This window comes from Nonomuraea diastatica (genome assembly GCF_004349015.1).
Taxonomy (GTDB): Bacteria; Actinomycetota; Actinomycetes; order Streptosporangiales; family Streptosporangiaceae; genus Nonomuraea; species Nonomuraea diastatica.
On record NZ_SMKP01000073.1, the window covers coordinates 1 to 18,893 of the forward strand.

22 protein-coding genes and 1 tRNA gene are annotated in these 18,893 nt (G+C 67.0%); 16 read left to right on the plus strand and 7 right to left on the minus strand.

Features of this window, described 5'->3' with window-relative positions:
- The coding region (locus E1294_RS24720) for a copper chaperone PCu(A)C domain-containing protein (RefSeq protein WP_181958551.1) at window positions 1-559 on the minus strand (559 nt) is incomplete at its 3' end.
- 246 nt (window positions 560-805) lie between these two features.
- Between E1294_RS24720 and E1294_RS24725 the strand changes: the two genes are divergently transcribed.
- The 4 genes from E1294_RS24725 to E1294_RS24740 all read left to right on the plus strand — a co-directional run bounded on the left by E1294_RS24725 (window position 806) and on the right by E1294_RS24740 (window position 2,608).
- Window positions 806-1,288: a CarD family transcriptional regulator gene (locus E1294_RS24725; RefSeq protein ID WP_020544658.1), complete on the plus strand. Its 483-nt coding sequence runs from the start codon at window positions 806-808 to the stop codon at window positions 1,286-1,288.
- A 17-nt stretch (window positions 1,289-1,305) separates the two neighbouring features.
- On the plus strand, window positions 1,306-1,767 hold the full coding sequence (ispF, locus tag E1294_RS24730; RefSeq protein WP_132511979.1) for a 2-C-methyl-D-erythritol 2,4-cyclodiphosphate synthase: 462 nt from the start codon (window positions 1,306-1,308) through the stop codon (window positions 1,765-1,767).
- 187 nt (window positions 1,768-1,954) lie between these two features.
- Window positions 1,955-2,236, plus strand: a complete 282-nt coding sequence (locus E1294_RS24735; RefSeq protein ID WP_132511981.1) for a GlsB/YeaQ/YmgE family stress response membrane protein — start codon at window positions 1,955-1,957, stop codon at window positions 2,234-2,236.
- A 102-nt stretch (window positions 2,237-2,338) separates the two neighbouring features.
- Complete coding sequence (locus E1294_RS24740; protein ID WP_132511983.1) at window positions 2,339-2,608, plus strand: GlsB/YeaQ/YmgE family stress response membrane protein; 270 nt, start codon at window positions 2,339-2,341, stop codon at window positions 2,606-2,608.
- A gap of 53 nt (window positions 2,609-2,661) precedes the next feature.
- Here the strand turns inward: E1294_RS24740 and E1294_RS24745 are convergent, their stop codons facing one another.
- Entirely contained in the window at window positions 2,662-3,780 is a 1,119-nt protein-coding gene (locus E1294_RS24745; protein ID WP_132511985.1) for a DUF2637 domain-containing protein, read from the minus strand.
- A gap of 53 nt (window positions 3,781-3,833) precedes the next feature.
- On the opposite strand from E1294_RS24745, the gene E1294_RS24750 reads away from it, so the two are divergent.
- Complete coding sequence (locus tag E1294_RS24750; RefSeq protein WP_132511987.1) at window positions 3,834-4,220, plus strand: PPOX class F420-dependent oxidoreductase; 387 nt, start codon at window positions 3,834-3,836, stop codon at window positions 4,218-4,220.
- 43 nt (window positions 4,221-4,263) lie between these two features.
- Entirely contained in the window at window positions 4,264-5,655 is a 1,392-nt protein-coding gene (gene cysS, locus E1294_RS24755; RefSeq protein ID WP_132511989.1) for a cysteine--tRNA ligase, read from the plus strand.
- Window positions 5,656-5,660: 5 nt separating this feature from the next.
- Here the strand turns inward: cysS and E1294_RS24760 are convergent, their stop codons facing one another.
- Window positions 5,661-7,013 (minus strand): serine hydrolase domain-containing protein, encoded by a 1,353-nt coding sequence (locus E1294_RS24760; protein ID WP_132511991.1) that lies wholly within the window; start codon window positions 7,011-7,013, stop codon window positions 5,661-5,663.
- 118 nt (window positions 7,014-7,131) lie between these two features.
- On the opposite strand from E1294_RS24760, the gene E1294_RS24765 reads away from it, so the two are divergent.
- The 3 genes from E1294_RS24765 (at window position 7,132) to E1294_RS24775 (ending at window position 9,102) form a co-directional block, all read left to right on the plus strand.
- Entirely contained in the window at window positions 7,132-7,869 is a 738-nt protein-coding gene (locus E1294_RS24765; protein ID WP_132511993.1) for a TetR/AcrR family transcriptional regulator C-terminal domain-containing protein, read from the plus strand.
- Window positions 7,870-8,046: 177 nt separating this feature from the next.
- Window positions 8,047-9,009, plus strand: coding sequence for a 23S rRNA (guanosine(2251)-2'-O)-methyltransferase RlmB (gene rlmB / locus E1294_RS24770; RefSeq protein ID WP_132511995.1), 963 nt, complete (start codon window positions 8,047-8,049; stop codon window positions 9,007-9,009).
- A gap of 20 nt (window positions 9,010-9,029) precedes the next feature.
- A tRNA-Thr gene (locus E1294_RS24775) sits at window positions 9,030-9,102 on the plus strand.
- Window positions 9,103-9,177: 75 nt separating this feature from the next.
- Here E1294_RS24775 and E1294_RS57295 read toward each other — a convergent pair.
- Together E1294_RS57295 and E1294_RS54730 are read right to left on the minus strand one after the other, a co-directional pair.
- Window positions 9,178-9,423, minus strand: a complete 246-nt coding sequence (locus E1294_RS57295) for a tyrosine-type recombinase/integrase (protein ID WP_220447918.1) — start codon at window positions 9,421-9,423, stop codon at window positions 9,178-9,180.
- A gap of 79 nt (window positions 9,424-9,502) precedes the next feature.
- The gene (locus E1294_RS54730; RefSeq protein WP_220447919.1) at window positions 9,503-10,249 is read right to left on the minus strand and encodes a tyrosine-type recombinase/integrase; all 747 of its coding nucleotides are present in this window, start codon (window positions 10,247-10,249) and stop codon (window positions 9,503-9,505) included.
- 1,035 nt (window positions 10,250-11,284) lie between these two features.
- Between E1294_RS54730 and E1294_RS24785 the strand changes: the two genes are divergently transcribed.
- The 3 genes from E1294_RS24785 to E1294_RS24795 all read left to right on the plus strand — a co-directional run bounded on the left by E1294_RS24785 (window position 11,285) and on the right by E1294_RS24795 (window position 14,110).
- Entirely contained in the window at window positions 11,285-11,971 is a 687-nt protein-coding gene (locus E1294_RS24785; protein ID WP_132511997.1) for a helix-turn-helix transcriptional regulator, read from the plus strand.
- Window positions 11,972-12,038: 67 nt separating this feature from the next.
- Window positions 12,039-12,896: a hypothetical protein gene (locus E1294_RS24790; RefSeq protein WP_132511999.1), complete on the plus strand. Its 858-nt coding sequence runs from the start codon at window positions 12,039-12,041 to the stop codon at window positions 12,894-12,896.
- 230 nt (window positions 12,897-13,126) lie between these two features.
- Window positions 13,127-14,110 (plus strand): hypothetical protein, encoded by a 984-nt coding sequence (locus E1294_RS24795; RefSeq protein ID WP_132512001.1) that lies wholly within the window; start codon window positions 13,127-13,129, stop codon window positions 14,108-14,110.
- A gap of 429 nt (window positions 14,111-14,539) precedes the next feature.
- On the opposite strand, the gene E1294_RS24800 is transcribed toward E1294_RS24795, so the two are convergent.
- Window positions 14,540-14,785: a tyrosine-type recombinase/integrase gene (locus E1294_RS24800; RefSeq protein ID WP_132512003.1), complete on the minus strand. Its 246-nt coding sequence runs from the start codon at window positions 14,783-14,785 to the stop codon at window positions 14,540-14,542.
- A gap of 41 nt (window positions 14,786-14,826) precedes the next feature.
- On the opposite strand from E1294_RS24800, the gene E1294_RS24805 reads away from it, so the two are divergent.
- Window positions 14,827-15,243 carry an SDR family NAD(P)-dependent oxidoreductase gene (locus E1294_RS24805; RefSeq protein WP_281284494.1) on the plus strand — a complete coding sequence of 139 codons (417 nt, stop codon included), beginning with the start codon at window positions 14,827-14,829 and terminating at the stop codon, window positions 15,241-15,243.
- Window positions 15,244-15,631: 388 nt separating this feature from the next.
- Window positions 15,632-16,522: a hypothetical protein gene (locus tag E1294_RS24810; protein ID WP_132512005.1), complete on the plus strand. Its 891-nt coding sequence runs from the start codon at window positions 15,632-15,634 to the stop codon at window positions 16,520-16,522.
- A gap of 262 nt (window positions 16,523-16,784) precedes the next feature.
- On the opposite strand, the gene E1294_RS24820 is transcribed toward E1294_RS24810, so the two are convergent.
- The gene (locus E1294_RS24820) at window positions 16,785-17,162 is read right to left on the minus strand and encodes a DUF4267 domain-containing protein (protein ID WP_132512007.1); all 378 of its coding nucleotides are present in this window, start codon (window positions 17,160-17,162) and stop codon (window positions 16,785-16,787) included.
- A gap of 108 nt (window positions 17,163-17,270) precedes the next feature.
- Here E1294_RS24820 and E1294_RS24825 point away from each other — a divergent pair, with 108 nt between their 5' ends.
- Complete coding sequence (locus E1294_RS24825; RefSeq protein WP_132512009.1) at window positions 17,271-17,849, plus strand: TetR/AcrR family transcriptional regulator; 579 nt, start codon at window positions 17,271-17,273, stop codon at window positions 17,847-17,849.
- 11 nt (window positions 17,850-17,860) lie between these two features.
- Complete coding sequence (locus E1294_RS24830; RefSeq protein WP_246083251.1) at window positions 17,861-18,814, plus strand: phosphotransferase; 954 nt, start codon at window positions 17,861-17,863, stop codon at window positions 18,812-18,814.
- Window positions 18,815-18,893: the final 79 nt, after the last annotated feature.

Sequence of the window (18,893 nt, forward strand, 5' to 3'; positions counted from 1 at the left end):
GGGCGGGGGTGGCGTTGGGAGCCGGCGGGTAGTCCTGGTATTCGCGGCTGCGCGTGACCACAGGCACGTTCATGGACACGACGCCGGCCTTGGCGAACTGGAGGTCCAGCTTGATGCTCTCGCCGCCTCTGAGGCTCTTGGGGATCGACTCGAGCATGATCTGCGGGGTGGGCTTGCCCGTGTTGACGAGCTGGCCGACGGGAAGCTGGATCGGGGCCGTGACCTTGACCTCGCCCATGCCTCCCGCGGTGATCGTCTGCAGGGTGTCAGGGGTGTCCGACTTGTTGAGGATGTTGAGGTAGATGGGGGCGGAGCCGCGCCAGGCGAGCTGCGCCCCGGGGTCGGGGCCGAGTATGAACGCCTGCGGGATGTGAATGCCGCGCGTGCCGTATGCACCCTTTTCGATCAACACTTGCGCCTCGTTGGGGGCGTACGGCTGGTTGGTGGTGGCGTCGAATCCTGCCCCGCAGCCCGCGATCACGGGGGCTGCCAAGAACGCGGCGGCTACGACAATCCAGCGACTGCTGGTCACGGGCGGGTTCTCCTTGGTCTTGCGCATGCGTGTGTGAGGCTCATCCGCATGTCTCGCGCATGCGCATGAGCCGCGCCCACCTTATCGACCCGAATGCATGGTCATATCCGCACCCCCGCAGGTCATTCGCTATGTCCGCAAATGAGATTCATACAGTTGAGCACTTGTCAAGCCCCAATATGCGGCTTTGACCTGCAGTTATGAGGATTTCACTGTTCCGGGAGGCTGTGGATGCGTGGTACCCTGGAGTACAGCGGAAGGGGTACTTGTCACATGACTTTCCAGGTCGGCGACACTGTCGTCTACCCCCACCATGGGGCTGCTCGGATCGAAGCAATCACGACGCGATCCATCAAGGGTGAGGAAAAGACCTACCTGGTGCTCAAGGTCGACAAGGGCGACCTTACCGTCCAGGTGCCAGCAGAAAACGCAGAACTCGTCGGCGTACGCGATGTTGTCGGCCAGGAAGGCCTTGAGCGAGTTTTCGACGTCCTTCGGATGCCGCACACCGAAGAGCCGACCAACTGGTCTCGTCGCTACAAGGCCAATCTGGAGAAGCTCGCGTCCGGCGATGTGAACAAGGTCGCCGAGGTGGTTCGGGACCTGTGGCGGAGAGACCGCGAGCGCGGTCTGTCCGCGGGCGAGAAGCGCATGCTCGCCAAGGCGCGCCAGATCCTGGTCAGCGAGTTGGCCCTGGCCGAGAAGACCAATGAGGACAAGGCTGAGGCCCTTCTCGACGAGGTTCTCAACTCCTGAGCACGAAACTTCCACGGGTGGGCGTCGGAGTCGACGTCCACTCGTTCGCTTCAGGGCGCGAGCTCAACCTCGCCGGCCTCCACTGGCCGGGCGAGACCGGGCTCGACGGCCACTCCGACGGTGACGCCGCCGCACACGCGGCCTGCGACGCGCTGCTGTCCGCCGCCGGTCTTGGCGATCTGGGCCGGTTGTTCGGCACGTCCGACCCACGCTGGGCCGGAGCGTCGGGCGCCGCGCTGCTCGAGGAGACCGCGCGGCAGGTGCGCGCCGCCGGCTACGAGATCGGCAACGTCGCCATCCAGGTGATCGGCAACCGGCCGAAGCTCGCGCCTCGACGCGCCGAGGCCGAGAAGGCGCTCGGCGCCGCGGTCGGCGCGCCGGTGAGCGTGAGCGCCACCACCACTGACGGGCTTGGGCTGACCGGCCGCGGCGAGGGCATCGCCGCGTTCGCCACCGCGCTGGTGGTCAACCTTTCCTGAGGGTTGGGCGTCTTACGCAGGGACGCGTGAGGGTGTCCCGGCGGGTCGTCGCCTAGCCCGCCGAAGTCCGAAGGCGGCGGTTCGTCACTGGCGCGGTACGGACCGCCGCCTTCCTCTTTTGGGTAGTTTGCCTGTTCAACGGGTAGGTCTGCTCGAAGACATGTGAACGTCTGGGGGGGAGCTACACATGATCGGCGCGATAGTTTCGGCAGTAGTCATCGGCGCCATAGTCGGGGCGCTCGGCAGGCTGCTGGTGCCGGGCAAGCAGAAGATGTCCATCGGCCTGACCCTCATCGTCGGCATCGTGGCCGCCCTGATCGGCACGCTGATCGCGCAGGCGTTCGGCTGGGCCGACACGAGAGGCATCGACTGGATCGAGCACATACTCCAGCTCGTGCTGGCGGTCGTGGGCGTGCTCCTCGTGACGCGCATGGGGATCGGGCGCTCCGGCCGTACCGGAAGAACCTAGGTCTGACCTGCTCGTTCGTCATATCTGCGCATAAACGCGGTAGATCGGGTAGCGAGCACCCCGTGAGAGTGAACCGATCACCCTCACGGGGAGGTTTGTGTCATGACAATCCAGTCCATCCTCGGCGCCATCCTGATCGGTGCCGTGATTGGCGCAATCGGCCGCTTGCTGCTTCCCGGCAAGCAGGCCATCGGCTGGATCCTCACCATCGTCGTCGGCATCGTGGCGGCTCTCTTGGGCACGCTGCTCGCGCAGGTGCTCGGTGTGGAGACGACGGCTGGCATCGACTGGATAGAACTGGTGATGCAGGTCGTGCTCGCGATCGTCGGCGTCGGCCTCGTCGCGGGGCTGCGCCGCGGCTCGAAGGTTTAGGCGGATTCGGGCAGGCCCGCCAGGGAAGGCTCCCGGGCGGGCCTTTCCGGGCGTCAGTCCTCCGGCGGGCGCGGGGTGCTGCGCAGCCGCTCCGAGGGCGCCGGGGTCTCGTCGTGGACCACGGGGTGCGGGGCGGTGTCCTCGTCCTCCCGCCCGGCTTCGTGGCGGTCGGCGGCCTCGGGGCCATGGGCGGGGTCGGGCCCGTCGTCGGCGACGACGTGATGTGGCTGCGTGTCGGCGTCCTTGTCGTCGGAGCGCGGGTGGACGAGGACGTCCTCCGGCTTGACGCGATCACCCCAGCGGACGGGCCGGGTCTCCGGCTCCGGCTGCGGCTCCGGCTGCGGTTCCGGCTCCGGCTGCGGCTCCGGCTGCGGTTCCGGCTCCGATTGCCACTCCGACTGCGGCTGCTGCGGCTCCGATTGCCATACCGACTGCGGTTCCGGCTGCGGCTGCGGATCTAACTCCACAGGGCGGAGCTCGGGCGTTCTTTTCCCTTCCTCCTCCTGCACGGGCCATTCGGACACCAGCGCCGAGACCGGCGCGGGCTCCCGGGCGGGCTCGGAATGCGGCGCCTCCTTCGGCGCGGGCGCGGCGTACCTCTCCGGGACAGGCGCGGGCTCGAGGAGAGGTGAGGTCTCGGGACCTGCGACGGGCGACGGTGCGGACTTCTCCGTGGCGGGCGACGGCCGGCCGAACGGCACGATGTCGTGCTCCGCGGCAGGCTCGGCCTCGGCGCCGCTCCCTGATGCGCGGCGGGCGTTCACGTGCTTGATCAGCAGCAGCCAGAGCCACAGGGCCAGCGCCAGCATGACCCAGGGCGCCAGGGCCACGCCGATGGCCGTCTGCCGCACGTCGAACCCGAACCGCACCGCCGTCGCCACGTTCACCGCTGCGGCCGCCACCATGAGCAGGACCAGCACGAACGCCGCCTGCACGCGTACGAGCAGCTTGGCCGAGCGCAGCAGCAGCACGCTGATCAGCGCGACCGCCAGGAGCGCGTCGAAGGCCGCGGGATAGAGGTAGGCGAGGTCGGTGGCGGCCTTTCCGGTGACGGCCAGCGCGCGCAGGTCGTGGAAGGAGAGCGCGCACGCGGCCCCCGTGAGGGCGGCGACGGCGAGGCCGGCAAGGGCGATGCCCAGGCGGCGGAGCGCAGAAGGGGGAGTCACGTCCATGGCGGTTGTGAGCCTACAGAAGAATGGAGGGCCAGACCGATCTAGGAGGACACATGGCCGAGCTGTCAGAAGATGCCCGAAAGCTCCTGGACGCGCCGAATTTCGCGACGATCACCTCTCTCAATCCGGACGGTGGCCCCCATTCGAGCGTCGTCTGGATCCGTACGGACGGCGACGATGTGATCTTCTCGACGGCGAAAGGGCGTGTGAAGCCGCGCAACTTCGAGTGCGACCCGAGGGCGAGCCTGCTCGTCATCGACCCGGACGACCCCTACCGCTACGTCGAGGTGCGCGGGCGGGTGACCATGACGCCCGACCCGGAGGGCGCGCTCATCGAGGAGCTGTCGCAGAGGTACCGGGGGCAGCCCTGGGAGGACAAACCGGGCACTGAGCGACTCATCGTGAGGATCTCTCCGGACAAGGTCACGTTGCGGGGCTGATTTAACGGTCAGGAGGCAGCTCTGAGGCGTTAGCCTTTCTTTTGTGAGCCTGCACATCTACGACACCAGCACACGCGCCATCCGCGAATTCGTTCCGGTCGAAGCAGGTCGGGCGTCGATTTACCTGTGTGGGGCTACCGTGCAGGCTCCTCCGCATATCGGGCATATCCGCTCGGGCGTGAACTTCGACGTGCTCCGCCGCTGGCTTGCACGTTCCGGATATGACGTGATGTTCTGCCGCAACGTCACCGACATCGACGACAAGATCATCAGGGTGTCGGCCGCGGAGGGCGTGCCATGGTTCGTCGTGGCCGAGCGCAACCAGCGGGCCTTCACCTGGGCGTACGACATCCTGGGCTGCCTCCCGCCGACCGTCGAGCCCCGCGCCACCGGGCACGTCCCCGAGATGATCACGCTCATGCGGCGGCTGATCGAACGCGGGCACGCCTACGCCTCCGGCGGCGACGTCTACTTCGACGTGCAGTCCTACGCCGACCGCTACGGCTCGCTCTCCAACCAGAAGGTGGAGAACATGCGCCCCGCGGCCGACACCGACGACGAGTCCTGCAAGCGCGACCCCCGCGACTTCGCCCTGTGGAAGGGCGAGAAGCCCGGCGAGCCGACCTGGCCGACCCCCTGGGGGCCCGGCCGCCCCGGCTGGCACCTGGAGTGCTCGGCCATGGCGACGAAATACCTGGGGCCGGCGTTCGACATCCACGGGGGCGGGATCGACCTGATCTTCCCGCACCACGAGAACGAGATCGCCCAGTCGCAGGCGGCGGGTGACGGGTTCGCCCGCTACTGGATGCACAACGGCATGCTCAAGATCGGCGCGGAGAAGATGAGCAAGTCGCTCGGCAACTCCCTGCTGATCCCCGAGATGGTGCAGAAGGTGCGGCCCGTGGAGCTGCGCTACTACCTGGCGGCCCCGCACTACCGTTCCTCGATCGACTACTCCGAGGAGGCGCTGCAGGAGGCCGCCGCGGCCTACCAGCGCATCGAGGGCTTCGTCACGCGCGCCGCCGAGGTCATCCACGACGTCGACGCCGACGCGCCGCTGCCGCAGGCGTTCGCCGACGCGCTCGACGACGACCTGGGCACCCCGCAGGCGCTGGCGGTCGTGCACGAGGTGGTGCGCGAGGGCAACGTGGCGCTGTCGCGGGGCGACAAGGAGGCGGTGGCCCGGCTGCTCGCCGAGACCCAGAACATGCTCGACGTGCTCGGCCTCGACCCGCGCTCGCCGCAGTGGCGGGGCACGGGGTCCGACCTGTCGCCGGTGGTCGACGCGCTGGTGGCGGTGGCGCTGGAGCAGCGCCGTGCGGCCCGCGAGCGTAAGGACTACGCGGCCGCCGACGCGGTCAGAGACCAGCTGAGCGCAGCCGGCATCACGGTGGAGGACACCCCGCACGGGCCGCGCTGGGAGCTGAGCCGGTAGAAACGTCAGGCGACCTTGGGCGTGGCGCGCATGCTGACGTACACGCAGGGAGTGCCGTCGGCCAGCGTGGCGAACACCACGGGGAGATGGTCATCGCCGAAAGGGCCCCCTGAGGCGGCGAACACCGTCGGCGACACAGGCGTCAGCTCGGCCTCCAGCGGAGGCGAGAAGTCCTTCATGCCGTCGACGAACTCGTAGCGGATGCGCGCGCCCCGGTCGTCCTGGGTGATGGTCGTGACGACGCCCGCGCGCTTGTAGGTGCCCGTCCACGGTGCCAGGTCCACCGCGGGCGGGTCCGCCGGCGGGGCGAACGGCGGCGGCATGCGCACACCGGCGAGCTCGGCCAGCAGTTCGCCGAACAGGTCAGCGTACAACCGGCTGAAGGCGCCGCCGTTGGCGAGCAGCACGACCGCCACGCCCGCGTGCGGGATGACCCGCAGGTACGCGTGCTGGGTGACGGCGCTGCCGTCGTGCCCGTAGCCGGCGACCCCGTTCCAGTCGTGCAGGGTCCACCCGAGGCCCCAGCCGTCGGCGGACATCGACCACTTGTCCGGGCTGTCGGCATGGCGGCGCTGCATGGCCGCGACCGCCTCGGTGGACAGAACGCGGCTGCCGTCCCGGGCGAGGCCGCCGTTGAGGTGCATCTGGGCGAAACGTGCGACATCTCCGGCGGAGACGATGACCCTGCCGTACGGGCCCGCCGAGCGCGGCATCAGGTCCCAGACCGGCGCGGGGCCGTCCAGGTGGCCCATCGCGGCGCGGAAACGCAGCGCCTCTTCCGGCAGCGTCATCGAGTGCTCCAGCCCGAGTGGGACGAACAGCCGGTCTTTGAGTGCCTGGTCCCACGTCTGCCCGGTGAGCACCTCTATGACCCGGCCCAGCACAGCGTATCCGGCGCTGCCGTAGGACAGTGCCGTCCCCGGCGGGCAGTCCAGCGGGACCTCCTTGACGGCCTCGACGTACCTTGCCAGGCAGTCGTCACCCCGGCCGGAATCGTAAGTGAAGTCGTTGGTCATGCCGGCGGTGTGGGACAGCAGCCGCCGGATCGTGATCGCCCCGGTGGCCTCCGGGTCGGGGGTGCCGAACTCCGGCAGCACGCTCACGACCGGCGTGTCCAGTTCCAGGTCGCCGGAGTCGACCAGGCGCATCACGAGCGTGGCGGTGTAGAGCTTGGCCAGCGAGCCGGCCAGGAAGACGGAGTCTGTGGTCACCTCCACCCCGGTGCCCTGGTGCAGCACGCCGCTGGCCAACTCGTGGACGGAGCCGCCGGTCAGCACCGCCAGCGCCGCGCCCGGCACGCGGTGGGCCGCGCGTAGCTCGTCGAGCCTGGCCTGCCAGCGATCGATCTCGAAGGACATGGGAGTCTCCCTTCATCATGAGGCTCCGTACAGTGTTCGGAGTCGCCGCACACCGTACGCACAACCGCACACTGTGCGCAAGTCGTACACTGTGCGGGAGAGCTTCGGAGGGAGACACATGCCGGCCGACGAGCAGCAGGTCCCATCGGTGTGGGCACGCCCGCGCCCTCAGCGGCGCGACCAGCCGGCGCTGAGCCGCCGGCAGATCGTCTCCGCGGCGCTCCACCTGCTCGACACCGAGGGTCTCGCCGCGCTGAGCATGCGCAAGCTCGGCGCGTGCCTGAACGCCGGCGCCACCTCGATGTACACGCACGTGGCCAACAAGGACGAACTGCTGGAACTCGTCGTCGACGAGGTCTACGGCGAGGTCGACGTTCCCGCCACCGGCGATCCGGCGGGCTGGCGGGCGGCCGTCACCGGCTGCGCCCAGAGCATGCGTGCGACCCTCCTGCGTCACCCCTGGATCGTCTCGGTGCTGGGCGAGGCCGGTTTGGCCTACCTGGGGCCCAACGTCTCACGGCTGACCGAGGCGATGCTCGCCGTGTTCGAGGAGGGCGGGTTCAGCCTGCAGGCGGCCGACCAGGCGATGAACACCGTGGTGGCGTACGTCGTCGGCGTCTCCACCAGCGAGGCCGCCACCCTGACCACCCTGGCCCGCAGCGGCCAGGGCGAGCAGGAATGGACCGAACGCCTGCTCCCCGCCGCCGAAGAGGCCGCGCGAAGCTACCCGCGGCTGCGCCGGCTCTATGCGGGACAACGGGGGCGGCAGGTCCGCGACAGCCGCGACGACGGCTTCCGCATCGGCCTGGAATGCGTCCTTGAGGGAGTGGCGGCCCGGCTCGCCCCTTCCGGCTGACCACCGAAGCCCTCTGCGGTCTTCACGCGTGGGCCGGGTTTCCTCCTTTGCGCGTCGGCCGGTCGCCTCGTTCGCTGGGCGGGCGTGGCCGGTTGTCTCGTTCCCCTTGCACGGGCTGGATGGCCCGGCATTCTCGCGTGGGCCGAGTTGCCCCGCGCCCCGAGTACCCTGGATGCCATGGCAGCAGGCGGCAGGGGCTCGGGCAGGCCCGCGAAGAAGAAGGGACCGTCCAAAGGCACCGGAGGGCAGCGCCGCCGGTCGCTTGAGGGGAGGGGCGCGACCCCACCCGCGGAGATGCGGCACTGGTACAAAGACAAGGCCCGCGCCGAGCGCGTCGCCCGCGAAGAGCGAGGCGGCAGCCGCCGCGCCGCCCCCACCAGGTCCAGGCGTCCCGAAGACGCACCCGAATACATCGGTGGCCGCAACCCGGTGCTCGAGGCCCTGCAGGCCGGCGTGCCCGCCAACGCCCTCTACGTCGCCCAGCGCATCGACAACGACGACCGTGTCCGCGACTCCATCAAGATCGCGGCAGAACGCGGCATCGCCCTGCTCGAAGTCACCCGCGACAAGCTCGACCGCCTCACGGAAGGCGCCGTTCACCAGGGCATCACCCTCCAGATCCCCGCCTACGACTACGCGCACCCGTCAGAGCTGGTGGACCTCGCGCACGACGCCGGCGAACCCCCGCTGATCGTCGCCCTCGACTCGGTCACCGACCCGCGCAACCTCGGCGCCATCGCCCGCTCCGCCACCGCCTTCGGCGCCCATGGCCTGCTCATCCCCTCACGCCGCTCGGCCGGCGTCACGGGAGGCGCCTGGAAGACGTCCGCGGGAACGCTCGCCACCCTGCGCGTCGCCCGCGCCGCCAACCTGACGGCCGCCCTGCGCGACTACCGCGACGCGGGCCTGTTCGTGGTCGGCCTCGACGGCGCCGGCGAGGCCGACATCGGCGAGGCCCAACTGCTGACCGAACCGCTGGTGGTGGTCGTGGGCTCCGAGGGCAAGGGGCTCTCGCGGCTGGTACGCGAGCAGTGCGATGTGGTGACCCGCATCCCGATGCACGCATCCGCCGAGTCGCTCAACGCGGGGGTGGCGGCCGGTGTGGCGCTGTACGAAGTCGCTCGTCACAGGCGTCGCTAGCGTCTACACTGATAGGCCGCGCCGACGTAGCTCAATCGGCAGAGCATCTGTCTTGTAAACAGAAGGTTTGGGGTTCGATTCCCCACGTCGGCTCTGCGACATGAAGCCCCTGAACCGGTGTTTCCGGTTCAGGGGCTTCATGTTTGTCCGGACAATGTGGCGATCTTGCTAACAGGAGGCCACCGCCTGGGCGAAGATGTCGGCGGCGGTGGCGCTCTGCTCGTGGATGACGTGCGCGTAGACGCGGAGGGTGATGGCGGGGTCGGCGTGGCCGAGGCGGGCCGCGACGACGTGCACAGGCGTGCCGGCCATCAGGAGCGTCGTGGCGTGGATGTGGCGCAGGTCGTGAAGGCGGGCGCGGGGTAGCGGTGCGCGCGGGTTCTGCTTGTTGTGGGCGGCGATGAGCTTGGGCATGAGGGAGCTGGGCGTGTTCTGGAAAGACGGGCTCTTCCCAGCCGGTCGTGAAGACGTAAGTGTGGCCGCTGTTCCAGGACTAGCCGAGCGCGAGGCGTTCCTCGTCCTGGCGGGCGCGGTGGGCCTTGAGGACCTTGACGGTGCTCACGTCGAGGGAGACGACTCGGGAACGACCGCTCTTCGTGGTCCCCACGACGCGCTGGCGGTCGAGGACGGCCGCTGTGCCGGTGATGTGGATCTGCGGTTTGTCGAGGTCCACGTCCGTCCAGCGGAGGTTGAGCAGTTCGCCTCTGCGGGCACCCGTGTAGGCGGCGAGGTGGAAGAAGGCGAAGAGACGGTGGTCTCGCGCTGTCTGGAGGAACGCCCGGAGCTGGGCGGGCGTCCACACCATGCCGGGTTCTGCGGATGAGACTCGGGGGAGCTTGGCCCGTTCCGCTGGGTTGTTGGGCAGGAGTTCATCAACGAGCACGGCATCCGTGAGCGCTTTCCGCAGCACCGTGTGGACGTGCTTGACGGTGTTCGGTGCCAGAGGGCTGTTCTTCCTGCCGCCGCTGGTCAGCAGGTCACGGTAGAACTTGGTGATCGCCGAAGGGCGTAGTGCCTGGAGACGGAGAGCCCCGATGCGCGGGATGATGTAGAGGCGCATCATGTCGCGGTAGCCCTTGAGCGTGTGCGGCTTGATCTCGACGGCGTGGCCCTCAATCCACTCGGCGAGATATTCGGCGACGGTGATGGCGTTGCGGTATCCCAGCGTCTTAAGTGGGTGCCGCTCGTGAAAGATCACAGCATGGCCGATGCCGTGACGATCGCTGACTTCGGTGCTCACCGTGGACGGGCTGGGCGATCGACTCTGCGGCCCTGACTCGGTAGTTATCTATGTCGACACCAAGAGTGGACATCTGATCCCGCAGGCCGCCATGCGCAAGGACTTACGACTTCGCCATCGCCCAAGCGCCATCTGATGTGTCTGGAATCTTTATTCGTTAGCAACGAAAATGGAGCTCCGACCTACAGCCAGGAGAATCGAGCGGGTTTGCCACCCTGGGAACGAGAGACGATTGACGACGCAGGGCAGTATATTTCAGGATTTGTCCAATGCGATTGATCATCTGATCGCGCTGGGTACGGCGCAAGCATAAGACGATCAACATGGCACGGGGAAAGGCTTTCTGTCGCGCCGCTTCCGGTGCTCGGGCTGGCGGCCCTGCGCTCCGGGTCGGCTTGCCATCGGATAGCTACGGTGGCTGTCGGACGTGGTTCCCCAAGACGCCCCAAGACGGTGTCCGATTGTTTGGATAGACGCGCCCGTGCCGGGGTGGCATAGCGGGGTGACGTTGGCCTTCTCCTCACGATTGAGCGTTCGGCCTGTCTTGAACACGATTCTTCGCATTGCCTATGAGGCTCAGCATCACCCAGGTTGATATAGATATCGTAACTGACCGCGCGCACAGACGTTCGTTCTGTCACGATCTATGCCACGTGGATACCTGGTCACCGAGAACAACCGGGGGTGTCATCGGGGTGCATGGCTCATCGACCGGCACGTATGGCTGCTGTACCTGCTCTTCCCGCGTGTGGCGAGGCTGGCGCGAGACAAGGTCAATGACCTGTAAGGCGGCGCGTGCGGATCACGGCGCAAACCCGTGAAGAGGCGTCTTGTCAATGCCGCACAGCGTCTCTGCGGCTCGGTCGGCCGTGTTCGGGCTGACGGCATCGTCCAAACAGGGGAGCTCAGCAGAGACGGGACCCGGAATGCCGCTTCGGCCCGTCGCCATGCATTCGGATATGCTGATCCACAATCACCGCGCCCTTCGGATATCCGGTCAGTAGAGCCAGGTCCTGCAGCCAACGGTCGGGGCCTGTGACCCTCCGTTCTGAATTCGGGCGTGAAGGGAATGTCTGGTTGATGCCGGGCGGCTCGTTGCTCTCAGCGGCGCTGGCAGCGGCATTGGTCGTCGTCGGTTGGGACGTCGTTCAGCTGGCAAGCGAGGAAGCACTTGCGCGAGCCGCAAAGGAAATCGGCCCCACCGGCAGGCTGGTTCTCATCGCGGACACACAGGGAAGGCTCCCGGACCCCCGGGCCGCGCTGGCCGGCCGCCCTCGCCCGTTCGTCGTCGCCGTGGGGGCGGGAGGCGCGTTCTCGACGCTGGCCGACGTCGTAGAGCGGCGGGTGGCGGCAGCAGTGCTGGACGCGGACCGGCCATTCGCCGACCTTGTCGCGGCTTTGGACTCGCTACTGCGATCGACCCCCGTCGCTCACGACGCCAATCGCCTGGTCGCCCGGTTACGGCAGAGGGAGGACGAAGCTCGTCGATTTTTCGGCCTGACCCCTCGTGAGCAGCACGTGCTGGGTGCATTGATCGCAGGCCGCTCAGCAGCCGAGATCGCTGTGGCGAACCAGGTTTCCATGCCGACCGTCCGCAGTCACATTCGTGCCGTGTTGACCAAGCTCGGAGTCTCCTCCCAGCTCGCTGCGGTCGCACTGGCTCACCGGTCGTGCCGCGAGCCGACGCTGCTCGAGCGTATGCGAGAAGTTCATCAACTTTGATGACGACCGCCTCGACTGAACCAGTCACTTTAACGAGAGAGGATGCATCGCCCAAGGGAGGAAACAAATGGGACGCTCGCCCAGCATCGAAGATCTGCAGGCCAAGGACGAACAATTCCGACAGTATCTCAACACCCTGGAACAAGATCTGAACAAGAAAGCGGCGACCGCAGCAGAACAGATGCGCAGTGAGATAGAGGCCTTCTACTCGAGCAACAAATACGATGATGCCAAGGCCTTCGTGGCGGGCAAAAGCGTCGACTTCGTGCACGAGAAGGAGTTCTCGCTGAACAATCTCAAAAACGTGATCGACCAGATCAGCGCCGCGGTGTTCTCGGGAGCACAGCCTCCTAAGGGCGTCAGCACGAACAAAGACGCGGTCGAGGCCGCCAACAAGGATCTAGGCAGGACGGTCGGAGCCATGGCCAACTTGGAGCTCTACATCGCCGGCAAGGTCTTCGACGTGCTGAGCAATATTGTGCTCGGCTTCGGCACTGGAACGTCGGTCGCTTACACCAGCAGCACCAAGACGGAGTCCCTCGGCTTCGGCATGCAGATGTTCACCTCCGTCGCGACCTCGACGTACGAGTCACACAGCTTCTTCGTCAACGAATACATCTCGCAGTACCTGTACATGTACGACGTTCGCTTCTCCATCAAGCAGGCGCAAACAGAGGCGGCCATCGGCCTGGTCCAAACATACGAGAACCTGTTAGCGGACTACGAGGAACGGCTCAACAAGCTTGGGGAGATGCTCGCCGAGGAGAAGATCACATTGGAGGACTTCAAGTCGATCTGTGCCACGCTGCAGGGCTTGATCGATCAGTTCCATGACAAGCTCGGCCGACTCAAGTCGGCCGACAGACAGGCCCGGATAGAGGCCGCCATCGGCAAGGCCCAGGGGAGACGTCAGCGCAAAGCATGACCGATCTCTTGACCGCAGCATCGGCCCGGGGCAGATGGAGCGACACGCCATGGAGCCCGACAAGCGGACGATCTGGCCGCGAAGCGCTCCTGCCCCGGCCGCGTCGAAGGCCTCGAACCCGGTCAAGTCCACCCGCTCGGTGTCACTCCAGCCTTAGCTCAGCACGGGGAGGAGTAAAATTGCGTGCGTGGACTCGCTTTCCATCAGTGACGCAGACGAGGAGAGGAAGCATGTTCTCAGCGGCCGGCTATCTCGAAGAGCGCTATCCCGAAGCGAAGGAATACAGTCAGAAGTTACAGGATCTCGTCAACGCCTCCAGATTGCAGGACGAAGACGACTTCGTCACCGATTTGCTGAACGCCGTTACGAGCGAGGCGGGCGATTTCGCGGGCGACATGCGCGAAATACGTAGAGGAATCGCGGCGGCCACGGCGATGTGGAGTCTGGGCGAGCCGTGGAAGCGCACCCTCACCAACTATCTGTCGAACCTGCCAGACGAAGACATGTTCGACGCCGCCGAGTTCTACAAGTGCGCCATAGCGCCACGGCTCGACCTGGACAAGGACCTGACAATCGGCAAGAAGGTCGTGCGCTATGCTACCCCAGCCGTCCTCGCGTATCCGCCGACCGTCGAGACGAGCCAGTTTATTCAAGGCCAAATCGCCGGGAAGCCTTTCAAGCCCCCGACGCTGCAGATCGACTTCGGCCTGTTCGGCTTCATGACGACGCTGTGCGCTAGTGGCGAGGATGCCGACGCGCTCGATGTAGGGCTCCTGCAATTCGTCGCGAGTAGCCGAATCGCTACTTACGAGGGCGAAACAGTGATAAAACACACATTCCCCTCCTCTCTCGACGCCAGTCGGCCGCCTTGGTATAAGGGGCAATCCGACAGCCTCGATCCAGGCAAGAGGATGATCCTCTGTCGTGACGACTCCCCGAAGTGGGCGGTTCCGGACAGATGGAACGGCCGGCCGCTCGACACCGTCGCCATCACCGATACCTTCAAGACCTATCTCGCGGCGAGAGTGGCCGAGTATGAATATGTGACACTCTTCACCTGCGAATGGAACTTCAGCACCGAGTACAACCGGCGAGCCCCTGAAGCGGCGAAGGCCGCGTATGTGCTCACGTCCCAGAGGACGGAGAACGTCAAGCTCCGTATCACCGGTCAGGAGAAGACCGCGCAGACATATAAGGAGAAAATCACGAGCTGACGCGAACAGCCGTAGTGGCCGGATCACATCGGACCACCACCGACTCTTCACCCACTGGGCTTTCAAGTGCCGCAGGCCACTGGGCTACTCCTCATGCTGGGATGGCACTCCTGGTCGTCTCGTCTCGAGGTCTCTTTGCGATCATGTTCATGGAGGGCCACGCCCGACGTCCCCGCAGTTCGTGGAGGAAGGCTGTACAGCAGCGCGTACAGCAACACAGCCTTATGCGATCACATGGCATCGACCCATACCCACCGCTTCAGGAAGGCAGGACGCCGCGGACGAGGTATCTGCCGTTCCCTTGTAAACAGAAGGTCAGGGGTTCGATTCCCCTCGTCGGCTCTGCGAGAAGAAGCCCCTGAACTGGTGGTCCCGGTTCAGGGGCTTCGTGTTTGTCAGGACAATGTGGCGATCTTGCTAACACCCTTGCTAACAGGAGGTCACCGCCTGGGCGAAGATGTCGGCGGCTGTGGCGGCCTGCTCGTGGATGACGTGAGCGTAGACGCGGAGGGTGATGGCGGGGTCGGCGTGGCCGAGGCGGGCCGCGACGACGTGCACGGGGTTGCCGGCCATCAGGAGTGTGGTGGCGTGGATATGGCGTAGGTCGTGCAGCCGGGCGTGGGGGAGTGGTGCCCGGGGGTTCTGCTTGTTGTGTGCGGCGATGAGCTTGGGCATGAGGGAGCTGGGCGTGTCTGGGAAGCGCCGTCGACCTGGACATGGTGCGGGCGGTGTTCGAGACCAACGTCTTCGGGGTGATCGCCGTGACCAACGCCATGCTGCCGCTGTTGCGGCGGTCACCAGCGCCACGCATCGTCAACGTCGGCAGCCACGCCGCGTCGCTGACCCTCATGAGCGACCCGAGCGGGCCCTTCGCGGCACTGCCGCCGTCGGCCGCGTACTCGCCGTCCAAGTCCGCGCTGAGCGCGCTGACCGTACAGTACGCCAATGAGCTGCGGAAGGATGGCATCCTGGTCAACGCCGTCGCCCCCGGCTTCGTCGACACCGACAGCAACGGCCACACCGGGCACCTCACGCCCGCGGAGGGGGCCGCGATCCTGGTGCGCATGGCCACACTCGGCACGGACGGGCCGACCGCGGGGTTCTTCGGTGAGGAGGGCCCATTGCCCTGGTGAGTGCGGTCTCGGCCCGGCCACTCGGGCCGGATGTCATAGACAGGTTCTGATCAGGAAAAGGAAGAGGCATGACCCCTGCGGAGGAGTTCCAGGACCAGCGGCCGCTGCTGTTCTCGATCGCCCGGCTCCGGTGGAGCCGGTTTCCACGGTCCAGTGCGTGCGCTGGTAATGGCCCAGGCGGGCGGGCCAGCTAAGTCGTCGGTGTCGCGGCGGAGCCGGAAGGCTTGGCGGGCGCCGGGGAACAGGGGTGTCGTCGGTGGGGGTGGTGCGGATGGCCTGCGATCGGATGAACGGGCCGGCCGGGCGCGTTCCAGGAGCAGATCGTAAGAACCCGGAAAGCCAAGCGGAGGCGTTGGGCGTTGCCTGATCATGGGGTGGAGGAGGTCTCGTGCGAAGAATGATCGCGTGCCTGTCCTTGGTGCTGCTCCTGTCCTCCTGCGGCGGGGTTCCTCATACCTCGGCCAGCGGATCCCATGGCGCCTCGTCTGACGAGTTCGAGAGGCGTGCCCGGGAGGTGGCGGAGCGCTGGCAGGGCTCGGCCGACGACCACGCCTGGCGCAAAGGGTTCGTTGCGCTGGAAGTCCTGAACCCGCACGGATGGAACCACGTGAGCCGCATCCCGGCCTGGGTGAACAGAAGCTCGCACAACGGCGCCTGGCGGTCGGCCGCCAAGCTGCCTGCCGACTCCCCGGGCGATGCCGACGTGCGATGGCCTGACGGCGAGGTCTCGCAGGTGCCGCTCATCTCGGCGGCGAGCGCGTACGCGGGGTTCAGCAAACCGGCCGACCTCATCGAAGAGGAGTGCCCGGCCAAGGGATGCCGCCCGCTCCGGGTCACCGGCGCCAGATTGGGCAAGGTCCCACTGGAGACCAGCCGCGGCACGATCCAGGTGCCCGCCTGGATGTTCACCGTCGAGGGGGTCGAGCAGAAGAAGGTCCACGTGGCGGTGGACCCCTCGGCCGTCACCGCCCGCCCCGAGCGGGTGCAGGGACGCATCGAAGAGGTGATGGCGTTCGACCTCTTCGCCGGCAAGCCTGACGTGTTGCTTCTCCGCTACGGGTTCGGCGCCTGCGACACCGTTCACGGGCCGCGCGCCTACGAGACCGGCCAACTGGTGGTGGTCGACATGGACGAGGAGGACTCCAGCTCTGGCGAGCCTTGCCCGGCGATTCTCAAGACGGCGACGACCACCGTCACGCTCGCCCGGCCGCTCGGCGACCGCCTCGTACTTGACTCCGGGACGGGGCTTCCCGTGCTGCGGGGACCGAACAGGCGCTGACGGCCCGGCGACCACATGCGGCGACGCAGAGATGCGCGAGCTGTACGGCAGCGCGTACAGCAACGCCGTCTACACGATCGCTCGTCGGCTCTGGAGTTCAAAGGTCCTTCAGGGTGGCCCTGGATGATCTCACGGGCCGGCGTGAGCGGGCCGACCGCAGCGCCACGTACCGTCAGGTGGTGGCCGCGGGGATGCCGAAGCCAGCCGCGAGTTCGGCGTGGGTTTCGCCTTTGCGCAGGTGGACCAGCACGAGCGGGGCCGGTTATGCGATGAGCAGGAGCAGGCTGATCGCCAGCATCACCACTGCGGTGGCGCCGTGGATGCCGTAGGCGGCTGCCTTGGGCCCGTTGCTGCGCAGCACGATCATCGCGTCGCCGACGGGTATGAGGCTGGCGGCCAGCATGAACCAGCCCAGCAGCTGGGTTGTCCCGGCGGCCAGCAGGATGAAGACGAAGAGCCCTGAGACGATGTCGCGCACGGCCTTGACGGACAGCCAGGCACGGAAGCTCCGGTCCTCGGTCGGCGTGTCGGGGATGCCGAAGCCGGCCGCGGCCTGCGGCGCCCAGAATGCACGTACGCCCATGAAGATGATGCCCACGCCGATCAGTCCGGCGAGCACGGTGGCGACGCTGGTGAGCATGGTTGCTTCCCTTCGGTAGCAGCGCCCACAGGTGTCTAGCGGCGCTAGTTGTTGTGTCGACGATAGCGATACCTGCGGCAGGATGTCTAGCGTTGCTAGAGTGTCGTCATGTCCGCCATCAAGGAGCGCCGTGAGCGTGAACGCGCCCAACGCCATCAGCTGATCATCACAGAAGCCCGCGAACTCGCCGAGGCCGAAGGCTGGGAGGCGGTGACGACGCGAAGGCTCGCTGAGCGCGTCGAGTACAGCCAGCCCGTGCTCTACAGCCACTTCAGCGGCAAGGACGCCATCGTTAGCGCCGTCGCGATCGACGGCTTCGGGGAACTCGCCGCCCACCTGCGTTGTGCCCGGCTGGCCGACCCCGAGCCACGGCAGGCCCTGCACGCCGTTTGCCGCGCCTACCTGGAGTTCGCCACCGAGCGGCCCGCCCTCTACCAGGCCATGTTCGTCATGCCGACCGACGTGAAGTTCGCGCACGCCGAGACGCCGCCCCAACTACGCGCTGCCTTCGACGAATTCGTCAGCTGTCTCCGCCCGGACAACGCGCGACGCGAACTGTTCGCCGAGGTCATCTGGAGCACGTTGCACGGCATGGCCGTCCTGTCGGACAGCGGCCGTATCCCTCCGGACGGTCAGGAGGAGCGCCTCGACTTCGTCGTCACCCAGCTCGCCGACACCCCAAGCTGACCCGCTCCGGCGTGTTCGGGGTGCACCTATGGCACAGTTTCACCGTGCCGTTTGACGATCTGCCGGACTGGCTGCCGGCGTGGTGTCTGGACCATCTCGGGGACCAACCCGCCGACGTGCTGTTCCGGCAACAATCGATGTCGGCCGTGTTCGGTCTCCGGTTGGCCGGCGGTAAGCACGTCGTGGTCAAGGCGCGCGACGACGACGGCCGGGCGGGGTCATGTGTGACAGCACAGGCCCGGCTGGCCGAGAACGGGTTTCCCTGCGCCAGCCCACTCACGCCGGTCGTCGGTGTCGGTCCCCTGGCCGTGCACGCGGAGGAATTCCGCCCTGGAGGAGAGGTGCTGCGCGGAGACGCGCCGGACATCGCTGTGCGCTACGCGGAGGTCTTCGCCCGGCTGATGGCCGCACTGGCGGACCTCGCCGTCACGCCGCCGCTGCCGAACCCGCGCTGGGTACGGTGGGATCACACGGACCCCGGGCTGTGGCCGTCGATCGAGTCACTCGACGCAAAGGACCAGAGTTTCATACCCGCCTACGTCATGGACGCAGCCGACAGGGCTCGCCGGCGCATGCTGGCCGCTGACCTGCCCCGCGTGCTGGGTCATGCCGACTTCGAGGCGCACAACCTCCGGTGGCACGACCAGCAGGTGTGGACGGTGCACGACTGGGACAGCCTGGCATGGCAGCCCGAAGCCGCCCTGGTGGGAGCCGCTAGTGCGGTGTTCGCCAAGATGGGGCCGGCCACCCTGCCGCCGATCGAGAGCACTGAGGCGTTCCTGGCGGCCTATCAGGACTTTCGGGCTCGCTTGTTCACCGCCGAAGAGCGGCAGATCGCGTGGGCGGCCAGTTTGTGGCCGGCCGCCCACGACGTCCGATGGGAAGCACTCCACGGCTACACCGCGGTGTCCGGCAAAGCACTCTGGACACAAGCAGCCGAACGCCTCCGCCGAGCGAACGCCTGACGGCCGAGGCCGTCCTGGTGGAACAAGACGCTATGGAATGGGAGGGGAAGCCCGGAAACGACGATGGAGCGACGCCGGT